Here is a 16191-nt window from a genome sequence, read left to right as displayed (position 1 = left end):
CATCGCAAATTGCAAACGAACTGCCGGGGGAGCAGAGGGTCCTCCGGCTGCCTCTGTGTCAAGTGCTCGCCAAACCGTTTGCCGCTTGTTCAGCAACCTCACGCCCGCGGTCTCTGCCCGCGAAAAAGCGGTTGCTGCTTTTCGATCAGTTGAGCCAGCCGTTCGACCAGCGTGCGGATTTCCGGACGATGCCGGTCGTCATTGTGCATGACAAGCCATTGCCGGTGATAGAGATCCTTGATCTCACCTCCGGCGCGCAGCAAGGCGGCGTCGGCATCGCCGACGAAGCAGGGCAGGACACCGCGTCCGGCTCCGCTGCGCAAAAGGTCGTGCAGCATGCGCGGCGTGTTGGCCCAGATCGTCACCCACAAATCCTTTTGCGCCAGCAGCCAGCGTGCGGATGGGGTCACGGCATCGTCTGCGCCGATGCCCACCCAGTTGCAATCGCGCACCATGTTGAAATGACTGGCGCAATAGGGCGCGTAGGCGACGTCTCCGACCGGTTTGGCCGCCAGATTGTCGCTTTCGGGAAAACGGTTGCGAATGCCGATATCGGCCTCGCGATGCACGAGATCGAGCCGGATTTCCGCTGTCTTGAAGCATATCCGGAACGGGTCGTCCGGCGTCCAAAGCTGGTCCAGATTGACCGCCATGAAATGGGACATCCAGCTGCCCGCTGAAATGCGCACCGCCGGCAGTTCATGGACGTCTTCGTTCCAGGCATTGATCGACTGGGCGGCCTCGTTCATCGCGACCACATGCGACAGCAATGACTGGCCGTCCTTGGTCAGCGAATAGCCGGTCTGCCGCCGCACGAAGAGATTGCGCCCCATCTGCCGTTCCAGCGCCAGCACGCGCCGGCCGATTGTCGCCGGACTGATACCGGTTTTCTCCGACGCGCCAGACAACCCGCCCTCACGCGCAACATGCAGAAAGAACTTCAGATCGTCCCAATTGTCATTTTTCATTTTTGAAAAACACATTTCAGCTGCGGTTGTAGAAATCGCGAAAATTCTGATCAATTTAAGCATCCACCGCAAGTTGATTTTCAATGGAGATAAACATGGACCCTTGCTTGCTATGGACACTCGCCCTTCGGGAAGTCGCGGGCCGCGATCCGCGCACGCTGACCGAAGATGAATTCTACGTTCGCTTCGGCAACGGCAGCCACAGGATTTTCAATTGGATCGAGCGTATGATCCGCACGATGGCCGGGTGAGCGTCAACGTGGCGCGAAATCGACAATATCAGGTCGTGATCCGGTCTTGACCTTGCATGCAGGCTTGGCATTGTGCGCGCATGAGTGTCTCCGCCGTTCCACTGCCCCCTGTCACCGGGCCTGACCCTGCAAAAAGCTCTTCGGAAGCAGCGATCGGCTGCTTGCTGGTGGCGGGTGCAGCGATTGCCTGGAGCACCGGCGGAGCCCTGACCCGCTTCCTCGAGGTCAGCGACAACTGGACGGTTGTTTTCTGGCGGTCATTCTTTGCCGCATTGTTCTTGCTATGCTTCATGCTGGTCCGGGATGGCCCGCGCGGAACGTTGCGGCTCTTCCAGCACATGGGGCTGGCTGGTCTCGGTGTCGCCATCTGCTTCGCCACCGCCTCATCCTCCTTCATCATCGCGCTATCCTATACGACCGTCGCCAATGTGCTGCTGCTGCAGGCCGGGGTGCCGCTGCTTGCGGCCCTGATCTCGTGGGTGCTGTTCCGCGAGCGGGTGAGCGCCGCGACCTGGATCGCCATCGCCGTCGTCATTGCCGGTGTTGCCATCATGGTATCGGACTCACTCGATGGCGCTGTTTCGCCCATCGGCGACATGCTGGCGCTGTTGATCGCCGTCTCCTTTGCGTCGGCGACTGTCATTACCCGCCGCAAGGCGCATCTGCGGATGACGCCGGCGGTTTTCCTCGGCGTGTTCATCGCGGCCTGTGTCGCATCGCTCCTGGCAGGAGGGTTTTCCGCAAGCGCACGCGACTTCGGTCTGCTTTTTGCGCTGGGTGCAGTCAATCTCGGCCTCGGCCTTGCGCTTTTCGTCAGCGGCGCCCGCCTTATCCCTTCGGCACTGGCCGCTCTGATCAGCACGCTCGAACCGGTGCTCGGCCCGGTCTGGGTCTGGCTTCTGCACAACGAGGTTCCAGCACCCCGCACCATCGTCGGCGGCGCTATCATCCTGTGCGCGCTGCTCTTGCACCTCGGCTGGGAATACCGCCGCCAACGTCAGACTCAGCCCATCCTCTCGTCGTAACTTCGCATTTGCGCAAATTTAGACAAAGGTGTTGCTTCAAGCCAGTTGACGAACCCTTCGCAATCTAAAAAGGTGGGGTAACAACGGGAACCATGGGGCATTGCCAGAAGTTGGCGTGCCGGCAGCACGGAGAAATAAATGGGTATCAAATCTGTTCTATTGACGGCCACTTTGACACTTGGTCTCGCCAGTTCGGCATGGGCACAGGAGCGTGTTGTCAATATCTATAACTGGTCGGATTATATCGATGATTCCATCCTGACGGATTTCACCAAGGAGACGGGCATCAAGGTCGTCTACGACACGTTCGACTCCAACGAGATTCTTGAAACCAAGCTTCTTGCCGGCGGCACCGGTTACGACGTTGTCGTTCCAACCGCATCCTTCCTGCAGCGCCAGATCGCTGCCGGCGTGTTCCAGAAACTCGACAAGTCGAAGTTGCCGAACCTCTCCAACATGTGGGACGTGATCAGCGAGCGCATCCAGAAATACGACCCCGGCAACGAGTACTCTGTCGATTATATGTGGGGCACCACAGGTCTCGGCTACAATGTCGACAAGGCGAAGGCTATCCTCGGAACCGACGAGAAACCGACGTGGGACGTGCTGTTCAAGCCGGAATTGGCGGCAAAGTTCAAGGATTGCGGCATCCATATCCTCGATTCGGCTTCCGATGTTCTGCCCTCCGCTCTCGCCTATCTCGGCCTTAATCCCGACAGCCATGATCCTGACGAACTGGCCAAGGCCGGGGCGCTGCTGGAAACCATCCGCCCCTATGTGCGTAAATTCCATTCTTCGGAATATATCAATGGCCTGGCCAATGGCGACATCTGTCTGGCCCTCGGCTACTCGGGTGATATTTTCCAGGCCCGCGACCGCGCTGCGGAAGCCAAGGCTGGCGTAACGGTGGATTATTCCATTCCTCCGCAGGGTGCGCAGATGTGGTTCGACGTCATGGCCATTCCGGCCGATGCTCCGCACGTCGCCGAAGCGCATGAATTCATCAACTACATGATGAAGCCGGAAGTCATTGCAAAGGCCTCCAATTTCACCTTCTACGCCAATGGCAACAAGGCATCGCAGCAGTTCATCAACAAGGACGTCCTGGATGACCCGGCGATCTATCCGACACCGGAGGTGCTGGCCAAGCTTTTCACCGTGGCGCCCTATGATACCAAGGTGCAGCGTGTGGTCACACGGCTGTGGACGAAAGTGGTCACAGGCCAATAACTCAAAGAAAAAGACCCCGGCATCCAGTGCCGGGGTCTTTCACATGGTGAATGGAAATACCGGGGCAAATCATGAAATCATTGGGAAGTTTTCGCCGCAAATTCGCACCTTGGAATGATCCCGAAGCAAAGCCCTTCATTGCCATCGAGAACGTCACCAAGAAGTTCGCCGATTTCACAGCCGTCGATGACTTGTCCCTGAATATATACAATCGCGAGTTCTTCGCGCTCCTGGGTGCCTCAGGTTGCGGCAAGTCCACGCTGCTGCGCATGCTTGCCGGCTTCGAGGAACCGACCGCTGGCCGCATCCTCCTCGATGGCCAGGATATGCGAGGCATCCCGCCCTACAAGCGTCCGGTCAATATGATGTTCCAGTCCTATGCGCTGTTCCCGCACATGACGGTCGAAGGCAATATCGCCTTCGGACTCAAGCAGGATGGCATGCAGAAGGGCGACATCGAGGCGCGCGTCGGCGAAATGCTCAAACTCGTCAAGCTGGAACGCTTCGCCAAGCGCAAGCCGCATCAGCTCTCCGGCGGCCAGCGCCAGCGTGTGGCGCTTGCTCGCGCCGTCGCCAAGCGGCCGAAGGTCCTGCTGCTCGACGAGCCGCTGGGCGCGCTGGACAAGAAGCTGCGCGAGGAGACCCAGTTCGAACTGATGGACCTGCAGATGAAGCTCGGCCTGACGTTCGTGGTGGTGACCCACGATCAGGAAGAGGCGATGACCATGGCCGATCGGATCGCAGTCATGGACAAGGGCAAGGTCATGCAGGTGGCAACGCCGGCCGAAGTCTACGAAGCTCCCAACTCGAAATTTGTCGCCGACTTCATCGGCAATGTGAACATGTTCGAAGGTACGGCCGCAGCGGTGGCCAACGGCAAAATCGACATCGCCGTCGAGCCGGAAAACTTCACGATCCGCACGGACGCTTTGAAAAGCTGTGCCGTCGGCCAGCCCGTGGGCTTTGCCATCAGACCCGAGAAAATCCGTATTAGCCGCAAGCAGCCAGCAGACCCGTCGATCAATTCCGCCCATGGCGAAATGTGGGATATCGCCTATTTCGGCGATATGACCGTTTTCCACGTGAAGCTTGAGAGCGGCAGGATCATCAAGGCTGCGAGCCTGAACGCGGTGCGCACGGTCGAGGACCCGCTCGGCTATGACGATATGGTCTGGGTTAATTTCGATACCGATGCCGGTATCGTGCTGACGTCGTAAGGAGGCGATGTCATGCAGAAATTCATAGCGTCCGTTGCAAGCCGGCTGGTCATAGCGGTCCCCTATTTTTGGCTCCTGATCTTCTTTCTCATTCCCTTCATCATCGTCTTCAAAATTTCTTTGTCGGAAGTGGCGATGTCGATCCCGCCCTATGCTCCGGCGTTTGATCTGTCGGCGGGCTGGCAGGGGCTGAAGGACAGCTTCGGACAGTTCTCGTGGGACAATTACATCTGGCTTGTCGAGGATCCGCTTTATTACAAGGCCTACCTGTCAAGCCTGTTGATCGCCGCCGTCTCGACGGTCTTGACGCTCATCGTCGGCTATCCCATCGCCTATGGTATGGCGCGTGCCCCGGCGACGATACGGCCAACGCTGCTGATGCTGGTCATCCTGCCGTTCTGGACCAGCTTCCTGATCCGCGTCTATGCCTGGATCGGTATCCTGAAGCCCGAAGGCCTGCTTAATCAGTTCCTGATGTGGGCGCACGTCATCGACACGCCGCTCAACATCCTCAATACCAACACCGCGATTTTTATCGGGATTGTCTATTCCTATCTGCCATTCCTGATCCTGCCGATCTATTCGGCATTGGAGAAGATGGACTACTCGCTGGTTGAGGCAGCCGAGGATCTAGGCTGTCCGCCGATACTCGCTTTCTGGAAAATAACCTTTCGCCTGTCGATGCCGGGCGTTATCGCCGGCTGTTTCCTGGTGTTCATTCCGGCTGTCGGCGAATTCGTCATTCCGGATCTTCTCGGCGGGTCGCAGACCCTGATGATCGGCAAGACGCTGTGGAGCGAGTTTTTCTCTAATCGGGACTGGCCTGTTTCATCGGCGGTCGCGGTGGTCTTGCTGCTGCTGCTGATCGTCCCGATCGTCCTGTTCCAGCGGGCTGAAGCACGGGCGCAGGAAAGCGAGAAATAAAAATGAACACCACATGGTCCCGCTTCAATATTGCCTCGCTGGTTCTCGGCTTCGCGTTTCTCTATCTGCCGATCGTGCTTCTGGTCGTCTATTCGTTCAATGAATCCCGTCTCGTCACAGTCTGGGCCGGGTTCTCGACCAAGTGGTATGTGTCGCTGTTCAACAATCAGAGCTTTATCGATGCAGCGTGGGTGACAATACGCGTTGGCCTCATCTCGGCAACGGTCGCAACGGTCCTCGGAACGCTTGGCGCCCTGGCGATGACCCGCTACACGCGTTTCCGCGGGCGCCTGCTGTTCTCGGCAATGATTTATGCACCACTCGTCATGCCGGAAGTCATCACGGGGCTTTCAATGCTGCTCCTGTTCGTGGCGATCGGTTTCGATCGTGGCATATGGACGGTCACGCTCGCTCATATCACCTTTTCCATGTGCTTCGTGGCGGTGGTTGTGCAGTCGCGACTGGTTACGTTCGACCGCTCCCTGGAAGAAGCTGCCATGGATCTGGGTGCAACGCCGGTTACGACCTTCTTCAAGGTAACCTTGCCGGTAATCCTTCCAGCCGTCGTTTCCGGCTGGATGCTCGCGTTCACGCTCTCGCTTGACGATCTCGTGATTTCGAGCTTCACCTCCGGGCCCGGGGCCACCACTTTGCCGATGCGCATCTATTCGCAGGTCCGGCTCGGCGTGACGCCGGAGATCAACGCCGCCTGTACCATCCTGATTGCAATCGTCGCAGTCGGTGTGATCATTGCATCGATCGCCAACAAGCGCCGTGAAGTGCAAAAGGCCCGTGACGAACAGGCAGCCGCCCGGAACTGACAAACCCGGACAACCCGAGCCGGAGATAGCGTCTCCACCCAAGATCCGGTCCTATGCAAAGCGGAACCGCTGGGCATCACCCTCTTCTTGAAGTGAACCCCTGCCGTCCTGAGCGTCTTTCGTCTACTGGGAAATGATCGGTGAAATAAAAGGATTATCCCAGGAACCACCGATGAAGAAGCGCGTGTGGCTGAATGCCGGTTCGGGTTTGGGTGCATCGGCGGCTGCGCCCTCTGCGGGCGCCGGCGCCGCCACAGGAGCGGCAAAATCACCGGTCAGCGCGAGGCTCTTGCCGATCAGCGTCACAATGCCGGCGAAGTTCAGCATACCCGATTTGGTCTGCATCTGCGCCGTATCGAGTGCGGCGACGCCATCCATGATATTGGCCTTGATCTCCAGCCTGTCGAAAGCCAGCCAGGCATCAGTCTTTTCGTTAAGACTGAAGAAGCGGTCGGACTTCGCCTTGCCGAGCAGGCTGTTGAAATCCAGGCTGCGGATCTGACCCGAGCCGAAGCGCATGCTCAGTGTTCCTTTCGCGTTGGCCAGTGCCGAGGACCAGCGCGATATTGGCCCTTTCAGCACGAGGGACATCGTACCCTTTCCGAGTTCGAAGCGACTTCCAAGGCCAACCAATGATGCGATTGACGTGCTGTTCACGTCGGTCCCGTTGAGGCGCAGCTCTCCCAGCGTTACACCGTCGCCTTCGTCCGCAAGCTGGAAGCTGGCGGCCACCGAACCGTCGAAGGCCGATGCCTCACCAATATCGAAGATGGCCCGGCCGTTGCGGATTTGCGCCGTTGCGGCGACCTTCGAAAGGTTTACTGGTCCAAGCGTCGCCTTTTGGGTGGAAAGGCGCAGGTCGAGCGTGAGCTGTTTCAGGAAGTCGGTGCTGATGACTGAATCTGAACTTGTCGAACCGCCGGGCAGAGGCATGAAACCCGAGAAAACCGAATGAAGATCAAGCGTTTCAAAGGCGAGGGTGCCTGTGATACTTGGCGCGCCCTCGTTGAGCACGACCTCGATGCCACCCTTGGCCGGATTGTCGTTCAGCGTGGCCGTCAATCCATCCAGCTTCATCCGGTTGGCGGAGCCGGAGACGGAAGCATCCAGCGCGAAGCTGCCGATCGGTGCATTGGGCACCGAGGCCATTCTCGACCATTCGAGCGTCCTGCGCAGCGAGGGCGAGGTCAGCGACAGGGTTCCTTCGAAGAATTGATCCCGGGAAATATTTGCCGATCCGTTGAAAGACAATGTCAGAGGTGTCGAACTGAGATTCACTTGAAGCGGACTGGTTCCTCCTGCCAGCAGCAGCAATGCCCTGGTAGCGGAACTGTCGATTTCCGTTTCTTCCCCATGCCATATCGCCGTCCCGCGGAAACTGGCGACACCGGATGTTTGCGGCCAGTCAAAGACGCCGCTGATGCTCGATATCTGTTCCTCCGCGCCATTGATCGGCCGTTTGAATGTCACCATCGCATCTTCGAGCCGCACGCGCCCGAACGGCTGCGACGACACCGTGCTCATGTCCGGTTTAGCCGGATCGGCTTCAACGGCCGCTCGCGCTTCCCGCACGACATCCCCGATCCGCCCGTCACTCTTGGCCAGAGCCTCGCCGATTTGTGACAGGCTCTTGATTGGTTCATCGATGACAAACCGCGGCCGGACGATTTTGGTCTCGGTGAATTCGATGTTGCCGGCCAAAGCCGATATCAGCGACAGATCAACCTCGATCCGTTCCGCTTGCATGAACGGCGCGCCTTCACTTTGCCATGGATTGCGGATGGTCACTTCGCCCAGCGATGCGCTGAAAACAGGAAAAAACGATATCTGAGGCGTTTGACGCGAATCGACGGTGTAGCCAGTCCAGTTGCTGATCTCCTGGATCAGCCTTGCCCGGATCAGATCCGTGCTGACGAGATACGGCAAGGCGAGAAGGATGCCCCCGGCAACGAGAGCCATCGTCAAGATCGTTGCGAGAAAGTGCCTCGGCCGGTACCAGGACATGAGCGTTTCCGATATTTCATATCCCGCCGGTTATCCGCACCGGCAGGATCTGTGCTTCGCCATCCACCGTTTAGCGATCATGCAGGGCAATTCAAGTCGGTATAGGCCCATTACGGTCAAATTGTTGCATATTGAAACAATTGCGTGCTTTTCGGGAGTGAGCGCCCCGCCGGCGCAATCTATTCCGCCAGCACACGTGTCGAAGGGAATGTAATCTCGACCATTGTTCCGCGTCCGGGCGTGGAATCGATCGTAAAATTTGCGCGGTTGGCTTCGGCCATTGCCTTGGTCAGCGGCAGGCCAAGACCTGTACCGTCGCTGCGCGCATGCTTGGGCGTCGTGATCTGCTTGTATGGGCGCAAGGCCTGCTCGACCTCCGCCCTGGTCATGCCGATACCCGTATCGCGCACGCGCAAAAGCACGTCGCCGCTGGCCTCATAGCTGGTCGATACGATTACCTGTCCGCCAGGCCCTGTAAAGCGGATCGCGTTTGACAACAGGTTCAGCGCGATCTGCGTGATCGATCGGTGATCGGCGACGATGTCGGGCAGCCGCGAGGTCAGGCTTGAGCGGATAATGACGCGTTCGCGGTTGGCCTGGGGCTGCATGATGGCAACGGCTTCGGTCAGCGCATCGTTGAGCGATACCGCTTCGAAATCCATCTCCACCGCACCTGCCTCGATCTTCGAGATGTCGAGGAGATCATTGACGAGCGACAGGACATGGTTGCCGGAACGGCTGATGTCATTGAGGTAGTCGCGATAGCGCTCGCTGCCGATGGGTCCGAATTTCTCGTCCGCCATCAACTCCGAAAAACCGATGATAGCGTTGAGCGGTGTACGGATCTCGTGGCTGATACGCGCGAGAAATTCGCTCTTCTGGCTCGATGTGCGCTCAGCCTCGCGCTTGGCGCTGATCAACTCCTCTTCGGCCCGTTTCCAATGGGTGATGTCGCGCAGCACGACACAATATCCCTTGGACACATCGAGTTTTCCGATCGTCATGAACAACGGGATGAAGCGTCCCTGGCTTTCACGTCCGATGACCTCGCGTCCATCGTTCAAAAGACTGGCGACACCATTTTCCGAAAGACTGTTCAGATAATCCATCGCCGCGCGCTGGCTTTCGATGGCGAAGAGCAGCGAGAAGGCTTTGCCGGTCACTTCTTCCGGTTCATAGCCAAAAAGCGCTGCGGCGGAATGATTGATCGACCGGATAGCGCCCGATGAATCGAGCAGGATTACGCCGTCGGTCGCTGTATCGAGAATTGCGTTGAGCTCGTCGATGCGTGTCTGCAGCAGCTGCCTTTCACCGGCATCGAAATCACTGATTGTCTGGGTTTGGGGTGACAGCGCCAGCAGCAGGGCCCGTTCGCCGTTTTCATCCCAGCGAACCGCCTGCAGGTGTGCCTGCACCCGCGTAACCGAGCCGTCGCTGCGGCGCAGGTTCATGCCGGCCTCGTCCTCGTCGTCGTCGGCTCCATCGGCAAAGAGCGTGCTCAGGCCGCCCACTTCGTTGATGGCCTCAGGGGAGGGATAGCGTATTGCCTCGAGCAATGCCGGGTTGGCATAAAGGATCCGGCCGTGGCGGTGGATCAGCACGGGCACCGGCAAGGCAGCGAGAATCGACGTGTCAACGCCTTGCCGCGCCTGCGTGCGGATATCCTCGGCAAAGTCTTCGCCAGGCGCTTTGGCCTGGACCGGCCCGGTGTCCTTCTCAGTGCCCTTGGCACTGGCGAAGCCCGGGCCTACAACTTCCGCGTCGGGTATCTTTGCAGTCGCAGTCTGGCTTCGCGCCGCGAAGGGAGCCTCTCCCGTTTCACCGGCGGCCTCGGCCGAAATCGCCGCGGGCTCGCTGGCGTCTTTCGGGTTCTCGGCCAATACTTCGCGGCGCAGCCTTTCGGCAATCTCGCGGAATGCATTGCGCTCGGCCTCGTTCAGCCGGCCTTCATCGCGGGGTGTGCGCTGTGTTCTGAGCGGAATGACATTGCCCGCAACATCCGCGGTAATGGTCAGTGCAGGCTTTTCGCCGTTGAACGCGTCGCCGCTCGCCGCTGCCTCGTTGGAAACAGGCACTTCGTGCTGTTCTTCACCGGCGCCGGGCGCACCCGTCAGCATCATGCCGACAGCTTTGGGATCGCCGGTCACGTCGCCCATTCGCGCCACGCCAAAACCGCGAAATCCCATGAATGCACGGTCGCGCGAATAGATCGGCAGCGCGGCAAGGTCGATTGGCGCACGCAGATCGGTTCCCTCGATAGGCCAGAGTACAGTCCGTCCGGACCAGGTATCGCGCCGTTCCAGCAATTCGGCGATTTCCGCGCCGGTGTCAAACCCGTAACCGGCAGCTACGTCGCGGAACGACTTGCCAATGATCGAAGCCGATGCTGGCCCAACCGCAGCCGCGAACTCGGGTGAAATCTCGCTGAAATTCGCCTGCGCATCAACCTTCCACGCGAAGCGAACCGGCGTCTTGGACGGCGTGTACCGAAAGGTGTCCGATGATCGTTCGTTCGGATTCGAGTGCTGGCCGCCGGTAGCGGATGGCATGGGCAGATCCGTGGGTCGTTCCAATGCCAGCGATGACTGTGCCTGCTTTTCCTCATCGGCGTCGCGGGCACTTTTATTCGCTGATCCCGTTTCAGGAGCAGCAACGGGCCGTGCTTCATCTGCAACAGCGAATGTCGCTTGCTCTTCTGCAAGTTCCGGTTCAATCGCGAAGAGCAGGTGCAGTGCGGGGCTATCGGTGAGCCTCGCAATGCCGGTAGGCACCACGCCTTTCGGGGTCTGAACGGGCCGCTTGACGAGGCGGTTCCGTTCGAGCCGTACTTCGCGGACGAGATCGCCGAGTATCTTGTCGTCGAAACCCAGATTCTGGAACCGATGCGAGGCGGCGATGACAGTACCGGCGGAGTCGATCATCGCTGCATGGGTGGTCTGGTCGCCAAAGCCCTTGATTGCGAGGGAAGCAGTCTGCTTTTCCGAACCTGTGCGGTTGGCATTGGCAATGCACAGAAGAATGGCGCGTTCGCCGCGCGGCAAAGCAAGATCACTGGCCTGAAATGTCAGGATACGGCTCGACAGGCCGAGCGCGACGCGCAGTGAAACGGTGCGCCCATGGCCTATGGCCGGAAAGCCATCCAGTGCCATGAGCTGCCGCCGCGCCTGTATGTCGAACACTGCGCCGCCGCTCAGGATTTCGTCGATCGCCCCATAGCCAAGCATCGCCGCACCCTGGCCATTCGCCCAGATGACGTTCTCCAGATCCGGCGAAATGACGACGAGCGCATCGCCATTGGCGAAATGCTCGCGGATTTCGTCCAGTACGGCGATGTCGATGAATGGGTAGGTGCCAGATGCCATATGTGACCAGTATTCCCAAGGGTGAACAACCGTGTTCACGCGGCCGTCTTAATACTTTGTTAATAGTGATCCCGTCGCCATTCGTCCACTCGCAGCCCCTTATCTTACATGCCTTTCTCCTGGTTTAGTTAACTTCCGGCGCAGGGGGACAACCGTCCACATAATAATTTCCACGTTGAAAGAAGTACCAGATGGTGCACTGCAAAATAAATGTTGCAACGCACAAAAAAATGAAGTATATACGGTTCATCAAATCAGCGCAGAGGTAAACGACCGTCTGCACCAAGGAAGGACACCATCATGAGCAAGACCACCAAACAGACTGCCGATGCTTTCTCGATCCCTGCTTTCGATGCCACCGCTGTAACCGACCAGGTTCGCGAATTCACCGAAAAGGGCGTTGCGCAGTCCAAGGAAGCTTATGCCAAGATCAAGGATCAGGCCGAAGCTGCACAGAAGACGCTTGAAACCACTTTCGAGACCGCCCAGTCCAATACCGCTGCTCTTTCCCTGAAGGCATTGGCTGCATTGCGCGCCAACACGGAAGCCAGCTTCGCGCATATCGAAGCCCTGATTGGCGTGAAGTCTTTCGGTGAAGTAATCGAACTGCAGAGCGCATTCGTACGCAAGCAGGCAGAAGCCATCTCTGGTCAGGCCAAGGAATTCCAGGCTGTTGCCACCAAGGCCGTTGAAGAAATCTCCGCACCGGTCAAGTCGGCTGTCGAGAAGGCAATCAAGGACGTCAAGGTCGCCTGATCAGGCGCCTGACATCGAATACTGAAAAGGCCGGTTACTCCGGCCTTTTTCTATTTTCTAGTGGTTTTTGTTGCATCGGGCGCTTGCAAAAAGCGTCAATCCTTCGTATGTGACGCCTGTCAAAAATACTTGGCGGTACGCGGTCGTAGCTCAGTTGGTTAGAGCGCAGGATTGTGGCTCCTGAGGTCGGTGGTTCGAATCCACCCGTCCGTACCATTTCTCCCATCTTCATTGCCCCCTTCAAAGTGCAGCGCCCCGGTATTGCATCCGGACGAACCCTGCGTGCAGCGTGGCGCTTGGCGTCGCTCTCCTCCTGAACCACATCAATGGCGCATCGTCATACCGTTTGCGAGCTTTGCGGTTTCATGCGAATGAAACGCCATGCGTATATTGCTCGTAGAAGACACGCACGATGTGGGGGAAGCCATCTGCAAACGTTTCGAAGCGACAGGCCATGCCGTCGACTGGGAAACCAATGGCCGTGACGCAGCCGAGATCATCGATTTCACCGAATACGCCCTGATCATCCTCGATGTCATGCTGCCGGGCATGAATGGCTTCGAAATTCTCAAACATATCCGCAAGTCAGGCAATGCAGTTCCCGTTCTCGTTCTGACCGCGCGTTCCGAGATCGATGATCGTGTTGGCGCGCTGGACCTTGGAGCCGACGACTATCTGGTCAAGCCGTTCGACTTCCGCGAGCTCGAAGCGCGGGCTCGCGTCCTTATGCGTCGGCGCACCGGCGGCGAGGCGACCAACCTGATCAAGTGCGGCGACATTGCTGTCGACCGTGCCGCGCGTTCCGTCCATGTCGGCAAGCGCGAAGTGCAGCTGAAACGGCGTGAGCTCACGCTGCTTGAGGTTCTCGTGGCCCGTCCTGGCCGCGTCTTCAGCAAGGATGAACTGCTCGACCAGATTTTCGGCTTCGACGAAGCCGCGAACGCCAACGCGATCGAACTTTATGTCGGCCGCTTGCGCAAGAAGCTGGAAGGCGCCAAGGCGCGCATCGTGACCGTGCGCGGTCTCGGATATCAACTGGTGTCCGACGATGCGCCCTGAAACCGGCAGAAACGAGCCTTCGCTTTTCGCGCGCCTTGCCCGGCGCATTTCCGTGGTGCTCGGCATCGGCGCCGCACTGCTCGTTACCGCCGCCTGGTATTATGCCGAGACCGCCGCCAACAAGGCCTATGACCGCCTGCTCGTGGGTGCAGCATTGCAGATGGCCGAGAGCCTCTCCGTTGAAGATGGCACGCTCACCGTCCGCCTGCCGACATCGGCATTCGAGCTGCTCGGCCTTGCCGAGCGCGACAGGATTTTCTATCGCGTCATCGATACACATGGTCAGACCCTGACCGGCTATGACGATCTGCAAAGCCCGACGCCGCTCGATGCGGACAATGATGTATCGAGCGTGGAAGAGGGCATCTACAAGGGCGAACCGGTGCGTATCGCCCGGGCAACGCGCGTTCTTGCCGATCCTGCCGTCTCGGGCCAGGCCTACGTTATCGTGGCGCAGACCAACGAGGCGCGATCGGCGCTGACCCGCGAATTGACGCTGCGCGCGACGATCCTTGTCTTTATCATGAGCCTGCTGGCTTTCGTCGGCGCCATGTTCGCAATTCGTTACGCATTGCAGCCGGTGGAACGGCTGGGAGCAGCGGTTCGGCGTCGCGATCCCCATGATTTGACGCCGGTTTCCGTCGATGTGCCGCGGGAACTCGATCCCTTCGTCGGCTCGATCAACCATTTCATGGGGCGGCTCAACGAGCGGGTCGATTTGCTGCAGCGCTTCATCGCCGATGCTGCCCATCAGATTCGAACCCCATTGACCGCCCTGTCCGCACAGATTGATCTGCTCGGTGCTGACAAGCTCGACAAGGCCGGGCGCCAGCATTACGAGCGCGTACGGGAACGGACGGGTGAACTTGCGCGCCTGACCAACCAGCTCCTCAGCCACGCCATGGTCATCCACCGCGCCGATTCCGTGCAGCTGGAGCCGATCAGCCTGGTCGATGTGGCGCGCCGCGCCTATCGCGCCGCCATTCCGGTCACGGTCGATCCCGATATCGTCATTTCGTTCGAGGCACCGGATGATCGACCCTTCGTGCTTGGCGATGCGGTCAGTCTGCGCGAGGCCATTGTCAACGTGATCGACAATGCCCTGCGCCATGGCGCGGACCAGCGGCTGGAGGTGCGCGTCGGCGCGAATGCAGAACAGGCCTTCGTGGAGGTCGAGGATGACGGGCCGGGCATTCCGCCCGAAGGCTGGGAGAAGGCGACGCAGCGCTTCGCCACATCGAAGTCGCACGAGGGAAGCTCGGGTCTCGGCTTCGCCATTGCTCAAGAGGTGGCCAGCGCCCATGGCGGCACTTTGAGCTTCCGGGCCCGCGACGAGAGGGGATTTACCGTCGTGTTGACCCTGCCGCTGTATAAGGGTGACGCGAGATGATCCGCACATTTCTCGCGATCATAATTCCTGTTTTGATTGGCACCGCGGCTCTCGCTGCTGAGGATAACAAAACGCGGTTCCCTGCACCGCAGACCGAAGCTGGCAGGCTGACGATCTATTCGACGACGGACCTGGCGGCGATGAAGCCGCTCATCGAGGATTTTCAGAAAGCGTCCCCGGACGTGGCGATCGACTATATCGAATATCTGACCAATGAGCTGAATGCCCTTGCCAGCGAGGCCTGCCGCAAGGAGGAGCCGCTCGGCGATCTGTTGCTGTCATCGTCGGTCGACCAGTTGCTGAAGCTTGCCAATGATGGCTGTGCCGAGGCCCATACATCGCTCGAGACCGCCCGCGTTGCCGATTGGGCGAACTGGCGCGACGAGGTGTTCGGCTTCACCTATGAGCCCGCCGTCTTCGTCTACAACACGCGACTTGTGCCGCCGGCGGAAGTGCCGCGCACCCATGTCGAGCTCGCGGACCTTCTGCGGGAACGGCTCGAGTATTATCGCGGGCGTGTCGGCACCTACGATATCCGCCTGTCCGGCATCGGCTACCTGCTCGCCTTCAACGACGCCCGCCAGACCACCACCGTGTTCGGCCGCTTGCTGGAAAGCATGGCGCGCGCCTCAGCCGTGGCGCGCTGCTGCACCGGCGAAATTCTGGAGGAGGTCGCCAAGGGCAATCTCTACATCGGCTACAATATGCTCGGCTCCTATGCCTATGAAGCAGCGCTGCGTCACCCGGACCTTCGCGTGGTCGTGCCACGCGACTATACGCTGGTGCTCAGCCGCGGCGCTCTCATTCCGAAGGGTGCCAAGGGGGCCGATCTTGGCGCTCGGTTCCTCGACTATCTCCTGTCCGAACGGGGCCAGTCCATCGCCCGCACCAATGCCTTCTATTTCACCGAGACCGGCGGTTTGCCGCCGGATGTGGACGGTCCGCAGAACTTGAAAGAGTCTGGCATCGCCCAGCCGATCCGCATCGGACCGGCCCTCCTTGCCGTGCAGGACAGGGCACAACGCCAACGCTTCATCGAGGACTGGTCACAATCCCTGATTGAGTTGAACAGTCCGGCCTGGACACGCGAGTAGCGGATTCACTCTCGGACCGACCCAGAGCGATTGCGGCGGGAAGTTTGCGCAAGAATGTTTGAAATTGGCCTGCGACCGGCCGATTCTGGC

At 59.1% G+C, this 16191-nt stretch carries 13 protein-coding genes and 1 tRNA gene; 11 read left to right on the top strand and 3 right to left on the bottom strand.

Translation table 11 applies throughout. The features are described 5' to 3' along the window. Positions 1–98: 98 nt before the first annotated feature. Complete coding sequence (locus CU103_RS13190) at positions 99–968, bottom strand: LysR family transcriptional regulator (protein WP_106664595.1); 870 nt, start codon at positions 966–968, stop codon at positions 99–101. Between the two features lie 95 nt (positions 969–1063). On the opposite strand from CU103_RS13190, the gene CU103_RS31405 reads away from it, so the two are divergent. The 6 genes from CU103_RS31405 (at position 1064) to CU103_RS13165 (ending at position 6436) form a co-directional block, all read left to right on the top strand. Then, positions 1064–1219 (top strand): hypothetical protein, encoded by a 156-nt coding sequence (locus CU103_RS31405; protein WP_162707220.1) that lies wholly within the window; start codon positions 1064–1066, stop codon positions 1217–1219. Positions 1220–1299: 80 nt separating this feature from the next. Continuing rightward, positions 1300–2244: a DMT family transporter gene (locus CU103_RS13185; protein ID WP_106664398.1), complete on the top strand. Its 945-nt coding sequence runs from the start codon at positions 1300–1302 to the stop codon at positions 2242–2244. A 138-nt stretch (positions 2245–2382) separates the two neighbouring features. Further along, positions 2383–3474: a polyamine ABC transporter substrate-binding protein gene (locus CU103_RS13180; RefSeq protein WP_106664397.1), complete on the top strand. Its 1092-nt coding sequence runs from the start codon at positions 2383–2385 to the stop codon at positions 3472–3474. Between the two features lie 71 nt (positions 3475–3545). After that, on the top strand, positions 3546–4691 hold the full coding sequence (locus CU103_RS13175) for an ABC transporter ATP-binding protein (RefSeq protein WP_106664396.1): 1146 nt from the start codon (positions 3546–3548) through the stop codon (positions 4689–4691). A gap of 12 nt (positions 4692–4703) precedes the next feature. Then, positions 4704–5615 carry an ABC transporter permease subunit gene (locus CU103_RS13170; protein ID WP_106664395.1) on the top strand — a complete coding sequence of 304 codons (912 nt, stop codon included), beginning with the start codon at positions 4704–4706 and terminating at the stop codon, positions 5613–5615. Positions 5616–5617: 2 nt separating this feature from the next. Further along, a complete protein-coding gene (locus tag CU103_RS13165) occupies positions 5618–6436 on the top strand; it encodes an ABC transporter permease (protein ID WP_106664394.1) in 819 nt (272 codons plus the stop codon). A 123-nt stretch (positions 6437–6559) separates the two neighbouring features. Here the strand turns inward: CU103_RS13165 and CU103_RS13160 are convergent, their stop codons facing one another. Further along, a complete protein-coding gene (locus tag CU103_RS13160) occupies positions 6560–8440 on the bottom strand; it encodes an AsmA family protein (protein WP_106664393.1) in 1881 nt (626 codons plus the stop codon). Positions 8441–8619: 179 nt separating this feature from the next. Beyond that, positions 8620–11802, bottom strand: a complete 3183-nt coding sequence (locus CU103_RS13155; RefSeq protein ID WP_106664392.1) for a PAS domain S-box protein — start codon at positions 11800–11802, stop codon at positions 8620–8622. A gap of 300 nt (positions 11803–12102) precedes the next feature. Between CU103_RS13155 and CU103_RS13150 the strand changes: the two genes are divergently transcribed. The 5 genes from CU103_RS13150 (at position 12103) to CU103_RS13130 (ending at position 16101) form a co-directional block, all read left to right on the top strand. Continuing rightward, on the top strand, positions 12103–12558 hold the full coding sequence (locus CU103_RS13150) for a phasin (RefSeq protein WP_100000031.1): 456 nt from the start codon (positions 12103–12105) through the stop codon (positions 12556–12558). A 139-nt stretch (positions 12559–12697) separates the two neighbouring features. Next, positions 12698–12774: transfer RNA gene (locus CU103_RS13145), tRNA-His, on the top strand. A 165-nt stretch (positions 12775–12939) separates the two neighbouring features. Beyond that, positions 12940–13617, top strand: a complete 678-nt coding sequence (locus CU103_RS13140) for a response regulator transcription factor (protein WP_106664391.1) — start codon at positions 12940–12942, stop codon at positions 13615–13617. Further along, positions 13607–15007, top strand: a complete 1401-nt coding sequence (locus CU103_RS13135; RefSeq protein ID WP_106664390.1) for a sensor histidine kinase — start codon at positions 13607–13609, stop codon at positions 15005–15007. Before CU103_RS13140 ends, CU103_RS13135 begins: the two co-directional genes overlap by 11 nt. Then, the gene (locus CU103_RS13130; RefSeq protein WP_106664389.1) at positions 15004–16101 is read left to right on the top strand and encodes an ABC transporter substrate-binding protein; all 1098 of its coding nucleotides are present in this window, start codon (positions 15004–15006) and stop codon (positions 16099–16101) included. The genes CU103_RS13135 and CU103_RS13130 overlap by 4 nt, the downstream gene beginning before the upstream one ends. Positions 16102–16191: the final 90 nt, after the last annotated feature.

Source organism: Phyllobacterium sophorae (genome assembly GCF_003010965.1).
GTDB classification, from domain to species: domain Bacteria; phylum Pseudomonadota; class Alphaproteobacteria; order Rhizobiales; family Rhizobiaceae; genus Phyllobacterium; species Phyllobacterium sophorae.
This window is presented reverse-complemented; position numbering and strand designations above follow the sequence as displayed.

Coding starts and splice junctions, on each gene's coding strand:
- CU103_RS13160 (WP_106664393.1), bottom strand. CDS start 8,440: ATGTCCTGGTACCGGCCGAGGCACTTTCTCGCAACGATCTTGACGATG.
- CU103_RS13190 (WP_106664595.1), bottom strand. CDS start 968: ATGAAAAATGACAATTGGGACGATCTGAAGTTCTTTCTGCATGTTGCG.
- CU103_RS31405 (WP_162707220.1), top strand. CDS start 1,064: ATGGACCCTTGCTTGCTATGGACACTCGCCCTTCGGGAAGTCGCGGGC.
- CU103_RS13155 (WP_106664392.1), bottom strand. CDS start 11,802: ATGGCATCTGGCACCTACCCATTCATCGACATCGCCGTACTGGACGAA.
- CU103_RS13165 (WP_106664394.1), top strand. CDS start 5,618: ATGAACACCACATGGTCCCGCTTCAATATTGCCTCGCTGGTTCTCGGC.
- CU103_RS13185 (WP_106664398.1), top strand. CDS start 1,300: ATGAGTGTCTCCGCCGTTCCACTGCCCCCTGTCACCGGGCCTGACCCT.
- CU103_RS13170 (WP_106664395.1), top strand. CDS start 4,704: ATGCAGAAATTCATAGCGTCCGTTGCAAGCCGGCTGGTCATAGCGGTC.
- CU103_RS13175 (WP_106664396.1), top strand. CDS start 3,546: ATGAAATCATTGGGAAGTTTTCGCCGCAAATTCGCACCTTGGAATGAT.
- CU103_RS13140 (WP_106664391.1), top strand. CDS start 12,940: ATGCGTATATTGCTCGTAGAAGACACGCACGATGTGGGGGAAGCCATC.
- CU103_RS13150 (WP_100000031.1), top strand. CDS start 12,103: ATGAGCAAGACCACCAAACAGACTGCCGATGCTTTCTCGATCCCTGCT.
- CU103_RS13180 (WP_106664397.1), top strand. CDS start 2,383: ATGGGTATCAAATCTGTTCTATTGACGGCCACTTTGACACTTGGTCTC.
- CU103_RS13130 (WP_106664389.1), top strand. CDS start 15,004: ATGATCCGCACATTTCTCGCGATCATAATTCCTGTTTTGATTGGCACC.
- CU103_RS13135 (WP_106664390.1), top strand. CDS start 13,607: ATGCGCCCTGAAACCGGCAGAAACGAGCCTTCGCTTTTCGCGCGCCTT.